The organism is Stieleria mannarensis (genome assembly GCF_014154935.1).
GTDB lineage: Bacteria > Planctomycetota > Planctomycetia > Pirellulales > Pirellulaceae > Stieleria > Stieleria mannarensis.
Genome location: NZ_JACEHH010000017.1, coordinates 72,122 through 92,799, shown reverse-complemented (window position 1 = coordinate 92,799; position 20,678 = coordinate 72,122). Strand labels below are relative to the sequence as shown.

Here is a 20,678-nt window from a genome sequence, read left to right as displayed (position 1 = left end):
ACGCCTCTTCTTTGTAGTTCGGTGATGAAACCCCCTCGAATTGACTATCCCAGGTCTCGCGGTTTGCGCATTCTTTGCGCATTCGGGGAGGTGTCGCACTATACCATCTGGGCTATGCCGGGCTAGTTCGATGACTGGCGGAAACGCATCGACATTCAATCCAGGACTACGGAAATGGTTTTCAAACTGCGCCGTTTTTCGAAAAACCAGTTTCGTTCGCAGCGTCTTCGCGAACGAAAACGGAATCTGCAACGACGCTCGAAGCTTCGCGGCGAACTCCTTGAGGCCCGCACGATGCTTGCCGCGTCGATCACGCCTGAAGTGGAACCGAACGACGATCGATTCTTCGCGACACAGCTCGCACCCGCGGAGGCTCCGGCCAACAGCGGCTATCTCGCGGCGTTCGCGTCTGGAAACATCGACGCGGGAAATTCCGACTATTTCACGTTCACCGCGTTGGCAGGCGATCGGATCGTTGTCGCCGCCGAGGCTGACAACAGCTCGCTCGATCCGGAAATCGTTCTCAGAAACTCCGCCGGGGGCGAGCTGCGTTCCGACCGCGACTCGGGCGCCGGCAGCGATAGTCTGACACAGGTGTACACGGTCCCGACCAGCGGTCGCTTCTACATCGAAGTGCTCGGGGACACGGACACAACCTCAGGCGGCTACCAATTTCGCGTCGACATCGCCCGCGGGATCAACCTCGAATGGGATCAAAACTATCGCAACGACAGCCTCAATAACGCGAACTCACTGGATTTCGCCCAAACGGGAGCATTGAAAACGGCCAGCGTGGCCGGAACCGTGATGGCAACGGAATCAACAAACACGGATCAAGACGTTTTCAATCTCGGCTTCATGCGTGCCAGTTCGTCGATCGACGTTTCTCTGCAGTTGCCAGCTTGGAGCACACTGTCACCGATTCTGGAGATTCTAGATGGGAGCGGGGCGATCATTTCCTCTGCGGCCGACGGGACACTGACAACAACGACCACCGCTCCGTCAGACGGAAACTACTACGCACGCGTCCGGACCGAAATTGCGATCATCAATGGCAGTCGATTCTCAGTGATCGGCCCATCAAACGACTGGGGCATCGTTCGCGCCGAGGCACAAGCTGCCGGTGGGGACCTCGCTTCAATCGCTTCGGCCGAAGAAAACCAACTGATCTACGACACGCTGGGCGGGGGACGTTGGATCGGTTTCACCGACCAGGATTCGGAAGGCAATTATCAGTGGACCGATGGGTCGCCGGTTACCTACACCCGCTGGGCAGGCAACGAACCGAACACCCCCAGTTACGATTATGCCTACATGGAGACCAACGGACTGTGGTATGACCTTTACCCTTCCAATCATCTGTCTGGCATCATGGAGACAGCGGCCGAACCCGGTGATCCGCTTATCGCCGGCGCGGGTGTCCAGGCCCAATACGTGCTCGATGCGTCTGTCGAACTGCGTGACCTTGTCCCGCCGGTTGTCACCGCGATCGGCAGGCTGCCCGACGAAGGCGGAACGCTCGAACGTGTGCTGAGCACCTTTAGCGTCACGCTCAGTGAACTGGACCCGGATACGCTCAGCGATGATGCCTTTGATTTGAGAGCTGCCGGTCCGGACGGCCTGTTCGAGACCGCCGATGACGCCGTCTACGGACTCAGCTACAGCCGCAGCAACCAAACGCTCAACTTCACCATCACCGATGGCCCGCTCGCCGACGGCAACTACCGACTGACCGTCGCCGACAGTTTGACCGACCTGCCGGTGGCCGATGGCGTCTCCGGAAATGCCCTCGACGGAGACAACGATGGCAGCGCCGGAGGCGACTTCGTCCGATTGTTCACCGTCGACGCGGTTGCCGATGGAGAGGTCTTCGAGGGAGCGGACAACGGATCTTATGAAAACGCAACCCCGCTCGCTCTTATCGCCGATGCCAACGGGACCGGTTGGTTGCGCAGTGAAGTGGGACGCGGATCGATCGACCCGGCACCGAACAACAGCTATGGCGAGTACGACTGGTGGAGTTTCGAGGGCCAAGCCGGTGACCGGGTGGATGTTTGGGGACAGCAACTGATCGGAGACCGGCCCTCCATCCAGCTGTATCGGCTCAACGATGCCGGCGACGGGGTCATCTCACTGGCATCTGACGGACTCAATGATAGTGGGGACGGACCGAACAACGATGTGTACATCAGCGGCTACGGACTTCCGGCAACGACAACCTACTTCGTCATCGCCGGGAAATACCGCTGGGACGACGCACCGGTGGATTATGACCTGAGAGTCAATGTTGCCCGTGGCACTGGCCTGGAGACCGATGCAAACTATGTAAACGATTCCATCAATGGCGCCGACGGCTTGCCCTTTGAACAGACGGGTGCACTGAGATCGGCCAGTGTGGCCGGAACCGTGATGGCGACCGAATCAAGCAATACAGATCAAGATGTCTTCCAGCTCGGCTTCATGAGAGCCGACTCCTTGATCAGCCTTGCTCTTGATCGCCCCGAGTGGAGCGAGTTCTACCCGACGTTGGAGATCCTGGATTCCTCCGGCTCCGTTTTGGCAAACACCGACGGTAGTGGTCCGTTGTCGCTCGACTACACCGCAACAGTCGATGGACACTACTACGCACGTGTTCGAACTGCTTTCGCGATCAACAACGGCAGTCGATTCTCAGTGATCGGCCCATCAAACGACTGGGGCATCGTTCGTGCCGAGGCACAAGCTGCCGGTGGGGACCTCGCTTCAATCGCTTCGGCCGAAGAAAACCAACTGATCTACGACACGCTGGGCGGGGGACGTTGGATCGGTTTCACCGACCAGGATTCGGAAGGCAATTATCAGTGGACCGATGGGTCGCCGGTTACCTACACCCGCTGGGCAGGCAACGAACCGAACACCCCCAGTTACGATTATGCCTACATGGAGACCAACGGACTGTGGTATGACCTTTACCCTTCCAATCATCTGTCTGGCATCATGGAGACAGCGGCCGAACCCGGTGATCCGCTTATCGCCGGCGCGGGTGTCCAGGCCCAATACGTGCTCGATGCGTCTGTCGAACTGCGTGACCTTGTCCCGCCGGTTGTCACCGCGATCGGCAGGCTGCCCGACGAAGGCGGAACGCTCGAACGTGTGCTGAGCACCTTTAGCGTCACGCTCAGTGAACTGGACCCGGATACGCTCAGCGATGATGCCTTTGATTTGAGAGCTGCCGGTCCGGACGGCCTGTTCGAGACCGCCGATGACGCCGTCTACGGACTCAGCTACAGCCGCAGCAACCAAACGCTCAACTTCACCATCACCGATGGCCCGCTCGCCGACGGCAACTACCGACTGACCGTCGCCGACAGTTTGACCGACCTGCCGGTGGCCGATGGCGTCTCCGGAAATGCCCTCGACGGAGACAACGATGGCAGCGCCGGAGGCGACTTCGTCCGATTGTTCACCGTCGACGCGGTTGCCGATGGAGAGGTCTTCGAGGGAGCGGACAACGGATCTTATGAAAACGCAACCCCGCTCGCTCTTATCGCCGATGCCAACGGGACCGGTTGGTTGCGCAGTGAAGTGGGACGCGGATCGATCGACCCGGCACCGAACAACAGCTATGGCGAGTACGACTGGTGGAGTTTCGAGGGCCAAGCCGGTGACCGGGTGGATGTTTGGGGACAGCAACTGATCGGAGACCGGCCCTCCATCCAGCTGTATCGGCTCAACGATGCCGGCGACGGGGTCATCTCACTGGCATCTGACGGACTCAATGATAGTGGGGACGGACCGAACAACGATGTGTACATCAGCGGCTACGGACTTCCGGCAACGACAACCTACTTCGTCATCGCCGGGAAATACCGCTGGGACGACGCACCGGTGGATTATGACCTGAGAGTCAATGTTGCCCGTGGCACTGGCCTGGAGACCGATGCAAACTATGTAAACGATTCCATCAATGGCGCCGACGGCTTGCCCTTTGAACAGACGGGTGCACTGAGATCGGCCAGTGTGGCCGGAACCGTGATGGCGACCGAATCAAGCAATACAGATCAAGATGTCTTCCAGCTCGGCTTCATGAGAGCCGACTCCTTGATCAGCCTTGCTCTTGATCGCCCCGAGTGGAGCGAGTTCTACCCGACGTTGGAGATCCTGGATTCCTCCGGCTCCGTTTTGGCAAACACCGACGGTAGTGGTCCGTTGTCGCTCGACTACACCGCAACAGTCGATGGACACTACTACGCACGTGTTCGAACTGCTTTCGCGATCAACAACGGCAGTCGATTCTCAGTGATCGGCCCATCAAACGACTGGGGCATCGTTCGTGCCGAGGCACAAGCTGCCGGTGGGGACCTCGCTTCAATCGCTTCGGCCGAAGAAAACCAACTGATCTACGACACGCTGGGCGGGGGACGTTGGATCGGTTTCACCGACCAGGATTCGGAAGGCAATTATCAGTGGACCGATGGGTCGCCGGTTACCTACACCCGCTGGGCAGGCAACGAACCGAACACCCCCAGTTACGATTATGCCTACATGGAGACCAACGGACTGTGGTATGACCTTTACCCTTCCAATCATCTGTCTGGCATCATGGAGACAGCGGCCGAACCCGGTGATCCGCTTATCGCCGGCGCGGGTGTCCAGGCCCAATACGTGCTCGATGCGTCTGTCGAACTGCGTGACCTTGTCCCGCCGGTTGTCACCGCGATCGGCAGGCTGCCCGACGAAGGCGGAACGCTCGAACGTGTGCTGAGCACCTTTAGCGTCACGCTCAGTGAACTGGACCCGGATACGCTCAGCGATGATGCCTTTGATTTGAGAGCTGCCGGTCCGGACGGCCTGTTCGAGACCGCCGATGACGCCGTCTACGGACTCAGCTACAGCCGCAGCAACCAAACGCTCAACTTCACCATCACCGATGGCCCGCTCGCCGACGGCAACTACCGACTGACCGTCGCCGACAGTTTGACCGACCTGCCGGTGGCCGATGGCGTCTCCGGAAATGCCCTCGACGGAGACAACGATGGCAGCGCCGGAGGCGACTTCGTCCGATTGTTCACCGTCGACGCGGTTGCCGATGGAGAGGTCTTCGAGGGAGCGGACAACGGATCTTATGAAAACGCAACCCCGCTCGCTCTTATCGCCGATGCCAACGGGACCGGTTGGTTGCGCAGTGAAGTGGGACGCGGATCGATCGACCCGGCACCGAACAACAGCTATGGCGAGTACGACTGGTGGAGTTTCGAGGGCCAAGCCGGTGACCGGGTGGATGTTTGGGGACAGCAACTGATCGGAGACCGGCCCTCCATCCAGCTGTATCGGCTCAACGATGCCGGCGACGGGGTCATCTCACTGGCATCTGACGGACTCAATGATAGTGGGGACGGACCGAACAACGATGTGTACATCAGCGGCTACGGACTTCCGGCAACGACAACCTACTTCGTCATCGCCGGGAAATACCGCTGGGACGACGCACCGGTGGATTATGACCTGAGAGTCAATGTTGCCCGTGGCACTGGCCTGGAGACCGATGCAAACTATGTAAACGATTCCATCAATGGCGCCGACGGCTTGCCCTTTGAACAGACGGGTGCACTGAGATCGGCCAGTGTGGCCGGAACCGTGATGGCGACCGAATCAAGCAATACAGATCAAGATGTCTTCCAGCTCGGCTTCATGAGAGCCGACTCCTTGATCAGCCTTGCTCTTGATCGCCCCGAGTGGAGCGAGTTCTACCCGACGTTGGAGATCCTGGATTCCTCCGGCTCCGTTTTGGCAAACACCGACGGTAGTGGTCCGTTGTCGCTCGACTACACCGCAACAGTCGATGGACACTACTACGCACGTGTTCGAACTGCTTTCGCGATCAACAACGGCAGTCGATTCTCAGTGATCGGCCCATCAAACGACTGGGGCATCGTTCGTGCCGAGGCACAAGCTGCCGGTGGGGACCTCGCTTCAATCGCTTCGGCCGAAGAAAACCAACTGATCTACGACACGCTGGGCGGGGGACGTTGGATCGGTTTCACCGACCAGGATTCGGAAGGCAATTATCAGTGGACCGATGGGTCGCCGGTTACCTACACCCGCTGGGCAGGCAACGAACCGAACACCCCCAGTTACGATTATGCCTACATGGAGACCAACGGACTGTGGTATGACCTTTACCCTTCCAATCATCTGTCTGGCATCATGGAGACAGCGGCCGAACCCGGTGATCCGCTTATCGCCGGCGCGGGTGTCCAGGCCCAATACGTGCTCGATGCGTCTGTCGAACTGCGTGACCTTGTCCCGCCGGTTGTCACCGCGATCGGCAGGCTGCCCGACGAAGGCGGAACGCTCGAACGTGTGCTGAGCACCTTTAGCGTCACGCTCAGTGAACTGGACCCGGATACGCTCAGCGATGATGCCTTTGATTTGAGAGCTGCCGGTCCGGACGGCCTGTTCGAGACCGCCGATGACGCCGTCTACGGACTCAGCTACAGCCGCAGCAACCAAACGCTCAACTTCACCATCACCGATGGCCCGCTCGCCGACGGCAACTACCGACTGACCGTCGCCGACAGTTTGACCGACCTGCCGGTGGCCGATGGCGTCTCCGGAAATGCCCTCGACGGAGACAACGATGGCAGCGCCGGAGGCGACTTCGTCCGATTGTTCACCGTCGACGCGGTTGCCGATGGAGAGGTCTTCGAGGGAGCGGACAACGGATCTTATGAAAACGCAACCCCGCTCGCTCTTATCGCCGATGCCAACGGGACCGGTTGGTTGCGCAGTGAAGTGGGACGCGGATCGATCGACCCGGCACCGAACAACAGCTATGGCGAGTACGACTGGTGGAGTTTCGAGGGCCAAGCCGGTGACCGGGTGGATGTTTGGGGACAGCAACTGATCGGAGACCGGCCCTCCATCCAGCTGTATCGGCTCAACGATGCCGGCGACGGGGTCATCTCACTGGCATCTGACGGACTCAATGATAGTGGGGACGGACCGAACAACGATGTGTACATCAGCGGCTACGGACTTCCGGCAACGACAACCTACTTCGTCATCGCCGGGAAATACCGCTGGGACGACGCACCGGTGGATTATGACCTGAGAGTCAACGTTGCCCGTGGCATCGACCTGGAGACCGACGCTAACTACGCCAATGAAACGGTCAGCCAAGCGGATTCGGTGACTCGGCATCTTGATGGAGATACCGTGTCGATCACCGTCGGCGGGACCATCATGAAAGGCGAAGGCAGCGAGGTCGACGAGGACTTCTTCAATCTCGGCTCCGTCGATTCCGGGCAAACCATCCTCGCCAGGATCCGTTTGCCCGACTACAGCACCCTGACTCCCGCGCTGGAAATCCGCTCCGGTTCCAATCAAGTCATCTCGCTGAGCCCCAATCCGGTGGATGCCAATGTCGTTCGAGCGGACATCACCGAGGCCGGCACCTATTACGTCGATGTCGTCGGATTTGCCGGCGAAGGCCCTTGGGCGAACTACGTGGTTGACGTCTCCATTCAACCAACCAGCTCCCTGGACTTTGCCGATTTGTCGATTGCCTCGGTGTCGATCAGTGATGATGCGCCGCAAAGCGGCCAGACGGTGCAGATCGACTGGAACGTTGGCAACTTTGGAGCCGTCGACACCCAAAGTGATCAATGGATGGATACGATCATCCTTAGCTCGAACGATCAATTGGGCGATGGGGACGATATCATTCTCACCAGCCATACTCACACTGGCGTCCTTGCGGTCGGGCAAAACTATAACGCCACCGCCAGCGTCGAAATCCCGATCGGCCTGTCCGGTGACTACCACCTGTTTATCAAAACCGATTACACCGACCAAGTTGCCGAGTTCCTGTTCGAAGACAACAACGTCCGGTCACTGAGCCCGTTATCAATCACTCTGACTCCGTACGCGGACCTCGCCGTCGATCAGGTCTTCGCCGGTCCTGATCCGAGTGTTGTCGGAGAATCCGCCCTTGTCACGTGGCGAGTCACCAATCAGGGGACTGGGACGACGGGGGATGGCCGCCGAGCCGGCAGCGTTTCCGATTGGCGAGATCGCCTCTACTTGTCAACCGACATGACGTTCGGGAATGCCGATGACGTGATCGTTGCCGAAGTCGAGCACAACACGTCGCTCGCGGCCGGAGAATCTTACTACGGCCAATGGTCGGGAAATATCCCGTCGGGGCTGGATGGCGACTACTACTGGTTTGTTCTCACCGACAGCGACAATGCCATTTATGAGCACGACGACCATGCAGCCAATATTGCCGCCGGCAATCAAGTCTCGATCGCGCCGTCACGATTTGTCGATTTGATCCCCAGCGCAATCACTGCGCCCGCCACTGCAACGAGCGATGATTCGATCACCGTGTCGTGGACGACGACCAACGACGGTATTCGATCGACCAACGCGAGCTGGATGGACCGGATCTACTTGTCAAGCGATCCGGTCCTGGATGCCAGCGACGTCGTGCTCGGAACGTTCAACTCCAATTTGCCGTTGGAAATCGGCCAGTCCACCCAGTATTCAGCCGACGTCGTTTTGCCATCGCGTCTCGAAGGCGATTTCTACCTGCTTGTGCAGGTCAACCACAACGGTTCACAGTTCGAATTCAACAATGCCGACAACAACATCGATGCATCGAACTTGCTGCGAATTGATCGGCGGCTAGAGCCGGATTTAACACCCACCAGCGCGTCGGTTCCTGCGACAATTATCCAGGACAATCCATTCAGCTTCACCTACTCCGTCGCCAATGCAGGAGACGGGCCGACCTACGGTACGTGGTACGATCAGATCTTTCTGTCGCCGGATGAAGTCTTCGATCCGTCGGACGTTTCGCTGACGGCAATCTTTCCCGGGGCCTACGAAGTGACCGGTCTGGATGCCAATGGAGACGAATACACCCTCACGGCCGAACTGAGTCTTCCGAGCTCGATCGAACTCGGTCGGTATCACCTCCTTGTCGTCTCTGATTTCGCCGATCAAGAGCTAGAGACTGACGAAAACAACAACACGCTCGCATCCACGGCTTTCGATTTCGTCGAGCGTCAATTCGCCGACTTGGTTGTCACCGGTGGCTCGATACAAACGCCCGCGATGGTCCACCCGGGTGCTGCATTCACGATCTCTTGGTCTGTCGAAAACGAAGGGGTTGAAACCGCGGACGGACCATGGGTGGAACGTGTCTATTTGTCGGACAGCACCAGCGGCGGTCATCGCCAACTCATGGGAACGTTTACCAGAAATGACCAGTTAACGCCCGGTTCGGAGCCTCTGCTTCGTTCCGAGACGCTGACGTTGCCGGTGACCGGATTGGCTGGTGAAACGTTCTTTGTCGTCGAACTTGATGCGTTCGGTCAGATCGAAGAAAGCGATGAACAGAATGACTTTTGGTCTGAGTCCGGCACACAGATCCCAATCGAATTGACTCTTTCTGGAAACACGACCCAGATCGCAGAGGGTGGAACGGGAACCCAACTCCAGCTTTCCCGCAACGGCAGCACCTCCGAAGCTCTGGTCGTCGCGATCTCGGTCGATCAGAGCGGCCAGGTTTCGCTTGCCAATGAAGTCACAATTCCGGCCGGTGTGGCTTCCGTCACCATCCCTGTCCAAGCCATTGTCGACCAAACCGTTGATGGCGATCAGCCCGTTACGATCACGGCCTCCGCAGCTGGATTTCCAGATGAGACCTATTTGCTGAGCGTGATTGATACTGACATTCTTCAATTGCATGTTGAAATGTCGGTCGACGCCTTGGACGAAGGTCAATCGACACCGGTAACCGTGACGCACAATGGCCCGACCGACTCCGATCTTTTGGTTGACGTCGCATCGGACTCTCCATCCGATTTCAGCTTTCCGGATCAGATCACCATTCTTGCGGGGCAATCATCGGCAACGTTTACGATCGTCGCAGTTCAAGATGATTTAATCGAGGGCGACGAACTGGGACTCCTCAACCTGTCAGCGCCGGGATACCCCGACACTGCGGCCGCGCTTTCGATCAATCAAAGCGACCTGCCGACCATCGCGTTGTCACTGCCAGCCTCGATCGACGAAGGAACCCTCGACGGATCGGTCACCGGGCAAGTTTCCATTGGCGTGCCGCGATTGCTACCTACGCAGATTCAACTGACATCGTCGGACGAGTTTTCGTTGTTCGTTTTGCCAACGGTGACGATCCCAGCCGGAGCGACGTCGGCGGATTTCACTCTTGCAAGCCTTGAAGACGGCGACGTCAACGGTGACCGAACGGTAACGATCTCGGCGTCGGCACTTCCCGACCAAGGCGGCCCCGCGATCCCGAGCACCACTGTCGATCAAACGACGGTCGTCATCGACAATGACGGACCGAAACTGACGTTTGATGCCTTTCCATTATCCATGGATGAATCTGGCAGCGGGACAGTCACCGTGACTCAAAATGGCGTGCTCGAAGCCGATCTGATCGTCGAGCTCACTTCGAGCGATTCGAGTGAAATGAGCGTTCCGCCAACCGTCACCATTCCTGCCGGATTGTCGTCGGCAACCTTCGTCATCTCCGGTGTCCCCGATGCTGTGGTCGACGGTGATCAACTCGTGGCCCTGACCGCTACTGCTCCGGGATTCCCGGCGGCATCGGTGTCGCTCACCATCACCGATAGTGACGGACCCGACCTTGTAGTCGATCAAGTCGAAGTTCCCACGGCGGCGACGATCGGTGACGTGGCATCGGTTCAGTGGCGCGTCATGAATGATGGGACGGGAGACGCCAACGGTTCCTGGGCAGAACGCCTCTTCTGGTCGACCGATCAACAGGGCAGCAACGGTCTGCCGGTTGAAACCGTGGCGTTCGAAGGCACGCTTCAAATCGGGCAGTCGTATAGCCGTACCGCCAACGTCTCCGTGCCCGAGTTGCCGGGGCAGTACTACCTGATGGTCCAAGTGGACCCGAACGATGCGATAGCAGAGTCCCTTGAAAGCAACAATATCGCGTTCTCGGGTGTGGCGATTTCGATCGCCGCACCGTACTCCGCGACCGTGACCGCGGCAATTGACTCGGCACCCGTGGGCACCTCGATTCCCCTCTCCGGTGTTGCCACCAACACGGACGGGACTCCGGCTTCATCCGTCGACGTCGAGATTCAAATCTGGGTTCGCGGGACGAGGCGTGTCATTTCAACATCAACCGACAGCGATGGCGCATTCAGCACGACCTTCGTCCCCTTCTCCAACGAAGGCGGGAATTACAGTGTGGCTGCTGTCTACCCTGGCGTCACGGCTGCGACGCCCCAAGACACGTTCCAGTTGTTGGGATTGCAGCCGACTCGCGGCGTGAATCAAATCAGCCTACCGCTGGGGGAATCGACCACGCAAACGATTCGCATCAAAAACCTTGCCGACGTCGGCCTGACCGGTTTGACCGTTGATGCGTTCGATGTCACCGGTGGCCTGACGGTCACGCCGGCCGTCACCGGGGGAAGCACCGGTGTTTCGCCGTCGGGGAGCTTCGAGATCGAATACGACCTCACAGGCATTGGTGCGACCCCCGGCAGCGTGGGTTTCGTGCTGCGGATCCACACCAACGAAGCACCAACGCTCGAGATCCCGATCTCGGTGGTACTGCTGGCGGAATCGGCCCATCTGGTCGCTGACATCGGCACACTAACGACAACGATGACCGTTGGGCAACAAAAAGTTCTCGAATTCACTCTCGAAAACCGAGGCGGCGCCCCGTCAGGCCCTCTGGAGGTTCTCCTGCCCGACTCGGCTGGCTGGCTGTCGGTCGGATCCGGTCGCCAGATCAACAGCCTAGCTGCGGGCGAGTCCGCCAAGGTGACGCTGCTGCTGAGCCCCCAATCGGACCTCGCGCTGACGCGGTATCAAGGTTTGATCGTTGTTCAGGCGAGCAATTCCAACTTGCCGATCGGCTTTGACATCCGCGCGATCTCCGATGAGGTCGGCGGATTGAAGGTCAACGTCGTTGACGAGTTCTACTACTACGCCAATGACAAACCGCTTGTCACCACGGCGGATCTACTTCTCCGCGATGCGATCAGCAACGACATCGTGTTTGACAGTCGCGGCAGCTCTCCGCCGACCGGCGATTCTCCCTCGATCCATCTCGCTGCAGACGGGTCCATGTTATTGACCGATGTCCCCGCCGGAAAATACTATCTCGAAGTCAGTGCCGCGGATCACGACAGCTATCGAGAGTTGGTCGAAATCGAATCGGGGGAAACGATGGAGGTGACCGCGTTTATCTCCAGAGATTTCGTCGAGTACACCTGGACCGTCGAAGAAATCGCCGTCGAAGATCGCACCCGCATCACGATCGACGCGACCTTTGAAACCAATGTCCCGGCACCCGTCGTCGTCGTCGACGCAAGCATCGACTTGAAAGATCTCGATCGAATCGGAGAAACGCAACTCTACGAGATCAAATACACCAACCATGGGCTCGTCCAAGCGACCGATATCGCCATCTTCTTTGACGAGCATCCGTTCTACGAGATCGTTCCGCTGGTCGATGCAATCCCGGTCTTGCCAGCCAATTCGAGCGTGACGATTCCTGTTCGGGTCACGCGTGTGAATCATTTTGTCAGCCAGGGCGGCAGCATCAACGATTCCGAATCCGTCCCCTGCAGCATCAATGCGTGGACGCAATACTGCTATCAATCCGGACCTCGAACGGTGTGCAGGCAAGTGCCGATCCTGGTTTACAATGTTGATGGGAATTGCTCGGTTTCGACGGTCAGTTCGACCTCCGTTCGGATCGGAAACCCGCGCAGCAGCAGCAACACCGGTGGAACCGCTGGCTACGGTTCAACGGGAGGCTTCGGAGGCAGTTATGGTCCTGCAGTGCCGATCGGCGGCCTTCCCGGTCCGATCGAAGTCTTTTCACCGCCGACGATCAAAACTCGTGACGAGTGCATTGATTGTGCTACCGTTCGACTGCAAGTCAGCCAGGACGTGGTGCAGACAAGGCAAGCCTTTCAGGCCGATCTCGAGATCGACAATCCGTTCGACACGGAAAGCTTGGAATCACTCGGGGCGAGCGTCCAAATCATCGATGCGCAGGGCACCGACCGGTCGGACCTGTTTGGAATCACGTTCGATACCCGCGGAGATTTGACGGGAATCGACGGTAGCGGAACGCTGGCTGCGGAATCAAATGGCGGTGTCACGTGGCTGATCGTTCCCTCATCGGATGCGGCGACCACCGGCCCGATGGAGTATTTCGTCACCGGCACGCTCTCGTACCGGTTGGATGGTCGGACCATCGAAACGGCGTTCACCCCCATCAACATTCAAGTACTGCCGATCCCCGAACTGTACCTGGATTACTTCTGGCAGCGAGACGTGGTGAGCGATGATCCGTACACCGCCGAGATCGAACCGACCGAGACGTTTTCACTCGGCGTGCAAATCAGAAACGATGGCGCGGGCATCGCTCATCAGCTGCGGATCGAATCGGCACGTCCTAAGATCATCGAGAACGAAGACGGCTTGTTGATCGATTTTGAAATCGTTGGCGCCAGCGTCAACGGACAGCCGGCCGAACGCAGCTTGACTGCCAGTTTCGGCGAATTGGGCCCGGGTGAACTTGGGACGGCTGAATTCCTGATGGAATCAACTCTGCAAGGACTGTTCACCGAATACAACGCCCGTTTTGAGCACCTGAGCGACTTCGGACGCCCCGACATCAGTTTGATCAAGGATGTTCAGGTGCACGAACTGATCCGCACGGTGAATGCGACTTCGTCCGGCGTGATAGACAACATTCCTGACTTCCTGGCCAATGATGTGGCGGATCCTGACGACCTTCCAGACACGCTCTATCTTTCCGACGGGACTTCGGCGCCCGTTTCGATGGGAACAGATCCGCTCACCATCGAATCGCCGACACTCGCTAACCTGACAGTCCCTCTAGCGGCAACGATGCCAGACGGATGGAGCTATCTGGCGTTGGACGATCCCAGCGATGGAGCCTTCGAATTGGTCGCCATCCGACGCGACGACGGCAGTCTGCTGCCCATGAAGAACTTTTGGCAAAGCGATCGCACGTTCGTCGGCATGGGGCAACGCCCCATTTACGAAAACCGACTGCATCTGTTGGATTTTGACAGCACGGGCAGCTACGAACTCGTCTTTTCTAACGGAGACGTGACCGGACCGGACATCCGTGCGTTTTCGGGCATCGCTTCACCCATCAATGCTCCGGCAACTTCGCTGTTGGTCGAATTTGACGAAACCATCAACCCAGCTACAGTCTCCGCCGACGATTTTCGACTGCTCCTCAATGGGCAGCCGATCACATCCTGGATTCCCCAGATCAACGTTCAATCTGGACACCAGGTTCGAGTGGACGATTTGGCGGAGGTGACCGCCCAAGACGGCGTTTACGCATTTGAGGTCAACCTCTCGACGATCGAAGATGTCGTCGGCAACACGGGCGAAAACACCCGAACGTTTACTTGGGTGAAAGGCGAAGCCGCACCTGCCACCGTTGAGTTCATTGGCGTCCCCACGGGAATCAGCAACGAACTTCCCGGCTCAGTCCAGATCCGTTTGACAGAAGATGTCGAACTGCAATCCCTGATCGATGCCTTCTTCTTGGCAGACGACGGTGAAACCGTTTCCACGGCCGAACTCACCTTCAACCACGTTGAAAACGCGTTGTACGAGATCGGCAACCTTGACGCGGCGATTGATTCCGACGGAACAATCACGCTGGCGATCGACGGCAGCCAACTGATCGACCTGGGTGGCACCGGTGGTGTCGGATATCTGGCCTCGTCCTGGGTGTTGGACCGCACCGATCCCGAAGTCGTCGAAGTCATCGATCCGGCAACCAACCCCCGGAATATTGTTGTCCAGCAAATCGATGTCCAGTTCAGCGAGCCGATCGATCGCTCGACATTCACTGTTGATGACATCCGGCTGACTCGAGACACTGGCACGGTCAATCTGATCGCTGACGATTCGCGAGTTGTTGTCTCTGACCAGGGTGGTGGACGATATCGCATTTCTGGCATCAGTTGGGCCCAAGGGTTCGTCGCGACACCCCAGATCGCTTCGTTTTCACTGTCGATTTTCGCTGACGACATCATGGACTTGGCCGGAAACACTGGTTCCGGTCACATGACGGCTTCGTGGACCATCGACCTTGATGCGCCTGTCGCGCCGGCCGATCTGGTCTTCCTTGAGTCCGGTCGACCGGTCGCCGGAGACGTCGTCAGTTCAGGTCAATTGATTGTCGAAGGCGACCTTGCCGAATCCGGGCTTGCAGTTGTTATTCGCGATATGGTCAACGATCGCCAATTGGCGATCGAAACGATCAGCGGCACACAGTTCTCGATCCCAATCGATCTGGAAACCGTCGGCAGACATGATATCGAAGTACGCGTGATTGATCCTGCCGGAAACGTCACGCGATCGGAACCGCGCAGTCTCACCCTGCTCGCCGATCCGGTTGTGCTCAACAGCATCATCGGTTTACCGGAAGTTTACGCGAGCGAAGGATTTGATGAATTCAGCGTGCGATTCGCATCGCCAATCGATCCATCTTCCGTCTCCACGGACTCGATTTCAATTCGCCAAGACGATGGAAGCAACCTGTTGTTGCAAGCTGGAGAGTTCGAAATCTCCGCCGATGGACAGACGCTCTACGTGAAAGGGATTCAAAACGCTGTCGCCAGTGAGGGGCGGTATGAAGTCTCGATCGACCTCTCGCAGATCCGCACGCAAACCGGTGGAACGGGCAGCGGCATCATCACGCGAGCTTGGACACTCGACTCCCAATCTCCAGAGAGCCGAGTCCTTGCCCTGGCGGTCAATCAACGCGCACCCACCTTCGAACTCCGGCTCGAGACGAGCGATCCGATCCTCGGAAATGGAAACGCCGGAAGTGGAATCGCATCGGTTGATCTGTTCGTTTCGACCAACGGGGGCGACTATCGACACTTCCAGAGGCTGAGCGATGTATTTGAGACAACGTTCACGGGCGAAGAAGGCTTTCACTACGAATTCTTTAGCGTTGCCATTGACCGCGCCGGGAACATCGAAGCGTTGCCGAACGTCGCCGATGCGGCAACGCAGACCGGTCCGTTCGGCCCGCAGATTGTCGACGCGACGATTCAAGACGGGTTGACATCACGATCCTACGTCGATTCCTTGCAAATCAAATTCGATCGCGAAACCAACGTTTCAAACTTGCTGGACGAAGGCGTCTTCATGGATGCCGTTTCATTGCTGCGTTTCGCGCCCGACGGCAGCGAAATCGGCGAGTTGACGCTCGCCCCGAATCAATTCCTTGTCGACTTCACCGATGGAGTTCCGGGCGAGACGCTTCGATGGTCGTTGGACAGTTTTTCAGGATCAAAATCGACTTTGCCGGATGGCTATTACATTTTCAAGCTGAACGCAATTCAGATAACCTCCGGTTCCGGGTTCGGGATCGATGGCGATGCCGATGGACTCTCTGGCGGAGACTATCAGCTTGGATTTCATGTTTTGAGCGGTGACACCGACGGCAACGGCATGGTTGACAATGCAGACATGCTTGTCGTCTTGGGGGCAATCGGACGCAGCGAAGGCATGCCCGGTTTCGATCCGAATGCCGATCTCGACCGCGATGGACGAATCACCGTCCGAGATCGAATTCTGGTTGCCCAATCCTTTGGACGGTCAACGAGTGCTCCTGAACCAGTCGCGAGCAACACGGCCGCGGTTTCAAGTGCTCCGCTCACGTCCGGATCGCCGAGTCCGTTCGATCAAGCTGATCCGCAAGACGCAGCCTCGCTCGTCGCCGAACTGGCGCGACGAGAGGCCGACAATGACGCAAACGCCGCGGATGGCCTGCGCGAAGCTCAAGACCTGGCTCTTCAAGAAACCGTCACGCTGTTTGATGAGGAGCATGAACGCCTGGTGGAATTGCTCGCAGACGATCAGGGCTGAACGGTGTGCTGCAATTCATGACACTCGTAGTTCAAACAAACAAGACGCCACGATGCATGTAATCAAAGAATTCCTGTTGCGACCGCCAATGCGGTCGCCGCCCGAGGTACAATCATGACCGCCTTTCTGCCACTCTCTCCCCAGCTCTCAATCGGTCGATTGTTTAATCAACAATATCCGGGATTTTGAATGTTTCTTGACTACATCTTTGCATCAGCACACAACGTGAAATTTCAATGAAAAAACAACTGCTTTATATTTTGCTCCTCTCCAGTTTTCTGGCGCCGAAGGTCTTTGGTGGAGTGATAATCAACACGTATGGCAATTCGTTGACACCGGGAACCGGATTGAACGTGTCTGTTGAGCTTCCGTCGACAACCGATTTGGCCTCCTATCAAATCGAACTCGTTTTAAGCAGCAACACGGGAACCGCTGGCATCGATTTTTTCTTTGACGATGCATTGACGGCTGCCCCTGCAACTGGATACATCTTTCCCTCATCCGCTTTCTTTTTTCCGGTGGTTTTCAACGAATCGTCGATGGCTCAACGCCTTGTGCTATCCGATTTCGACTTCTCACCGGTAGATGTGACGCCTGGCATCAACAATCTGGTTGCCAACGTGGTCGTGCAAACCAGCGCGACTTACATCGGAGAGTTGGTCCTGTCGGTCGACGCCACGACGCTGCTGCTCGACAACCCCACGCTTTCGCCCGTAGTTGAATACGATGCCATTGTTACTGCCACTTCGACTTCCCCGAATGCAGTCTTCGCGTCTTCGTCGGTCGTCCCCGAACCGTCCAGTCTTGCCATCGCGCTCTCCTTCTTGTGCATGGGGCATTTGCGGGGGCGTGCGCGTCGCGGCAGACAAGTGAAGCGGAAGTTGCCAAGACTTTCGGCGAATCATGTTTCGCACCGAAATGTAAGCCTTAGCCCGGAACGGATCGAAACTCTAGACAAGTTCCGCCGAAATCACGCGATCTAAAATGAACACGGCAGGCGTTATTTAGGGAATCCTTCTTGTATTCGGGTTCGATGGCCATGAAGTCATCGAGAATCTTTTGAAGGCGATCCCGATCGGCGGCGTGATCCGGGTATTCGTCGAACTTACCGAGTTGCCACTTACCCGCGATGGCAGTGGCGTAGCCGGCCTCGCGGAACTCATGCGCGAAGGTGCGTACTTCGGAAATCGAGCCGGGAACAACCCGGTTATCAGTCCCGTGCGGCTGGGATTACACGTTACTCCGGTCACATAGAACTGAGTGAAACGCGTCCGTTCGTTGGCCAGCTGGTCGATCGCCGGGGTGCGAGCATAGGTGCTGATTCTCGTCCATCCGTACGCCTGATTTGAAACAGCTGTCGGTTGCGCGTATGCCGAACGCGACCGGAAGTCGTTAACAAGAATCAGGGAAAGAACTGGTCAATCATCAGTTTATTGGACAGACGGGACCCATACGTCCTATATGTCCTCTTGGTCTAATGGCAAGATCATTGCCCATGCTCGAAGGGGCGGCAAAATTATGGGGGCAAAACAATTTCGGAGTGCGATCATTTCGCCCCCATCGACTTGCCCACCGTCCTGCAACGAGGGCTTCGAGAACCGTACAATCTCATGCCTGCAGAGCCAAGATCTGACCGTATTCCAACTTGCAGTTTACCCGAGCAATCGACCGCCTGAGATGTTTGCCCAACAACTTTTGAAAACCAGCCTCGTGTCCTCCATGGGATTCAGTATGACTCACCTCATCGCCTCGACGCAGACGGGGTGCGGCGTGTTATTGCTGCGTCGTTTATTCCGCGCAAATACTACAGTGGTCTTGTTTGCGGTGGTCGGGCTGTTAACACAAACTTTGGGCGTTTGTGCTGCTAGAGGCGAATCCGCCACACCGCCCAACATCGTTGTGATCCTGGCCGATGACATGGGGTACGGGGACATGGGCTGCATGGGCAGCGAGACGTTGCGGACGCCGAATTTGGATCGGTTGGCCGATGCGGGAGTGTTGTGCACGCAGGCGTATGTCGCCAGCGCGGTTTGCTCGCCGTCGCGGGCCGGGTTGATGACGGGTCGTGATCCGAGGCGGTTCGGATACGAAGGCAACTTGAATGCCGCGGCGTCCCACTATGCGACGCGGCCGGAGCTGTTGGGGTTGCCGCCGAATGAAAAGACGCTCGGCGATCATCTGCGTGCCGCCGGCTATGCCACCGCACTGATCGGCAAGTGGCACCTGGGCATGGGCGAAGGCTTCCATCCCAATGTTCGTGGTTTCGATCACTTCTGCGGGATGTTGACCGGAAGTCACCACTACTTTCCAGCGACGATGAAGCATGTCATTGAACGCAACGGCCAGCGGCTCGAGTCGTTTTCAAGCGACTACCTGACCGACTTCTTCACCGACGAAGGGCTGCGGTTTATTGACACACGGCAGCACGCGGAGCCGAACAAGCCGTGGTTTGTGTTCTTTTCTTACAACGCACCGCACACGCCGATGCACGCGACGCCGGAGGACCTGCAGCGGTTTTCGCATCTGGGCGATAAGAAGCGACGAACATATGCCGCGATGATGTTCGCACTCGATCGCGGCGTCGGCCGGATCCGTGACTATCTGGAGCAGACCGGCCAGTGGGAAAACACGATGGTGGTGTTCTTTTCGGACAACGGAGGTGCGACCAACAATGCCAGTTGGAACGGGCCGCTGCGTGGCGTGAAGGGTTGTTTGCGTGAAGGCGGGATCCGCGTGCCGATGATCTGGACTTGGCCCGCGAAGATCCCCGCCGGATCGCGCTGTGATGCCGTCGTCAGCGCGTTGGACTTGTTGCCCACGTTCATGGCGGCGGCCGGCTCGGAGGCGTTGCCGCTGGCCGAACCGATGTCCCATGAAGACGCACGGAATCGCAAACGCATGATCGCCCTGGCGGGACCCCATGATGGGATCGATGTCTTGCCGCAACTTGCCGGTAAGGACGCGGGACCGCCACGGCGTTTGTACTGGCGATTGCAAGGCCAGGCGGCGGTGCTTGATGGCGCGGACAAGTTGGTCCGTCCCTCGCATCGCCAGGCAGAATTGTTTCGCGTGGCCAGCGATGTCGGTGAAGCCGACGATTTGTCGCGTCGAGAAACGGCGCGGACCGATCAGCTGTTTCGGCTGCTCGGGAAATGGGAATCGTCGCTTCCGACGGTGCCGCTGTGGGGCTCGTCCCCGTATTGGTCGGGCGAGACGGCAGAGCATTATGATGCGTGGCCGCCGCGGGAAGAACCGTTTCGGTAGCGGCGTTGGTGTCCAGGCTTGAGCCGCCCGGGGTCGCTGCGGAGCAGCGAGGGAGGAATCGCCTGAGGGTTCGACATCGACGTGCGATTAAACACACCGAGGGCATGCCGGGAAGGCGTGCCCTCGGTGTTCAATCTTGATTCCGGCCGATTCGCGCGAGGCGAACCATCGGCGTCTTCTTATTCGGCGGCTTCTTCTTCGACGGCTTCGGCCGCGTCTTCAGCAGCTTCTTCCGCTTCTTCGGCGGTTTCTTCGACCGACTCGGCGGCGTCTTCGGTCGCCTCTTCGGTTTCTTCAACGACGACTTCAACGGCCTCGTCTGTGTCGGTGGAATCCTGTGCGGAATCGCAACCGATCAGTGCAACCGAAAAAGCACACGCCAGCGCGACGTTTGTGAACTTGCGTAGCATCTCAACACCCTGTGTGATGTTTGGTGGATTGAACATTCAGTGTTCGTCAGGGTCGGTGTC

General features: G+C 57.8%; 5 protein-coding genes. 3 read left to right on the top strand and 2 right to left on the bottom strand.

Going from position 1 to position 20,678, the window contains the following annotated elements; genetic code table 11:
• The first annotated feature begins 174 nt into the window (after positions 1-174).
• Together H1B37_RS13460 and H1B37_RS13455 are read left to right on the top strand one after the other, a co-directional pair.
• Positions 175-16,944, top strand: a complete 16,770-nt coding sequence (locus H1B37_RS13460; RefSeq protein WP_182867183.1) for a CARDB domain-containing protein — start codon at positions 175-177, stop codon at positions 16,942-16,944.
• A 236-nt stretch (positions 16,945-17,180) separates the two neighbouring features.
• Positions 17,181-17,927, top strand: a complete 747-nt coding sequence (locus H1B37_RS13455) for a hypothetical protein (protein WP_182867182.1) — start codon at positions 17,181-17,183, stop codon at positions 17,925-17,927.
• Between the two features lie 21 nt (positions 17,928-17,948).
• Here H1B37_RS13455 and H1B37_RS33820 read toward each other — a convergent pair whose 3' ends face one another.
• The gene (locus H1B37_RS33820) at positions 17,949-18,230 is read right to left on the bottom strand and encodes a sulfatase-like hydrolase/transferase (protein ID WP_286177726.1); all 282 of its coding nucleotides are present in this window, start codon (positions 18,228-18,230) and stop codon (positions 17,949-17,951) included.
• 445 nt (positions 18,231-18,675) lie between these two features.
• Here H1B37_RS33820 and H1B37_RS13445 point away from each other — a divergent pair, with 445 nt between their 5' ends.
• The gene (locus H1B37_RS13445) at positions 18,676-20,208 is read left to right on the top strand and encodes a sulfatase-like hydrolase/transferase (protein ID WP_182867181.1); all 1,533 of its coding nucleotides are present in this window, start codon (positions 18,676-18,678) and stop codon (positions 20,206-20,208) included.
• 179 nt (positions 20,209-20,387) lie between these two features.
• Here H1B37_RS13445 and H1B37_RS13440 read toward each other — a convergent pair whose 3' ends face one another.
• Positions 20,388-20,654, bottom strand: coding sequence for a hypothetical protein (locus H1B37_RS13440; RefSeq protein ID WP_182867180.1), 267 nt, complete (start codon positions 20,652-20,654; stop codon positions 20,388-20,390).
• Positions 20,655-20,678: the final 24 nt, after the last annotated feature.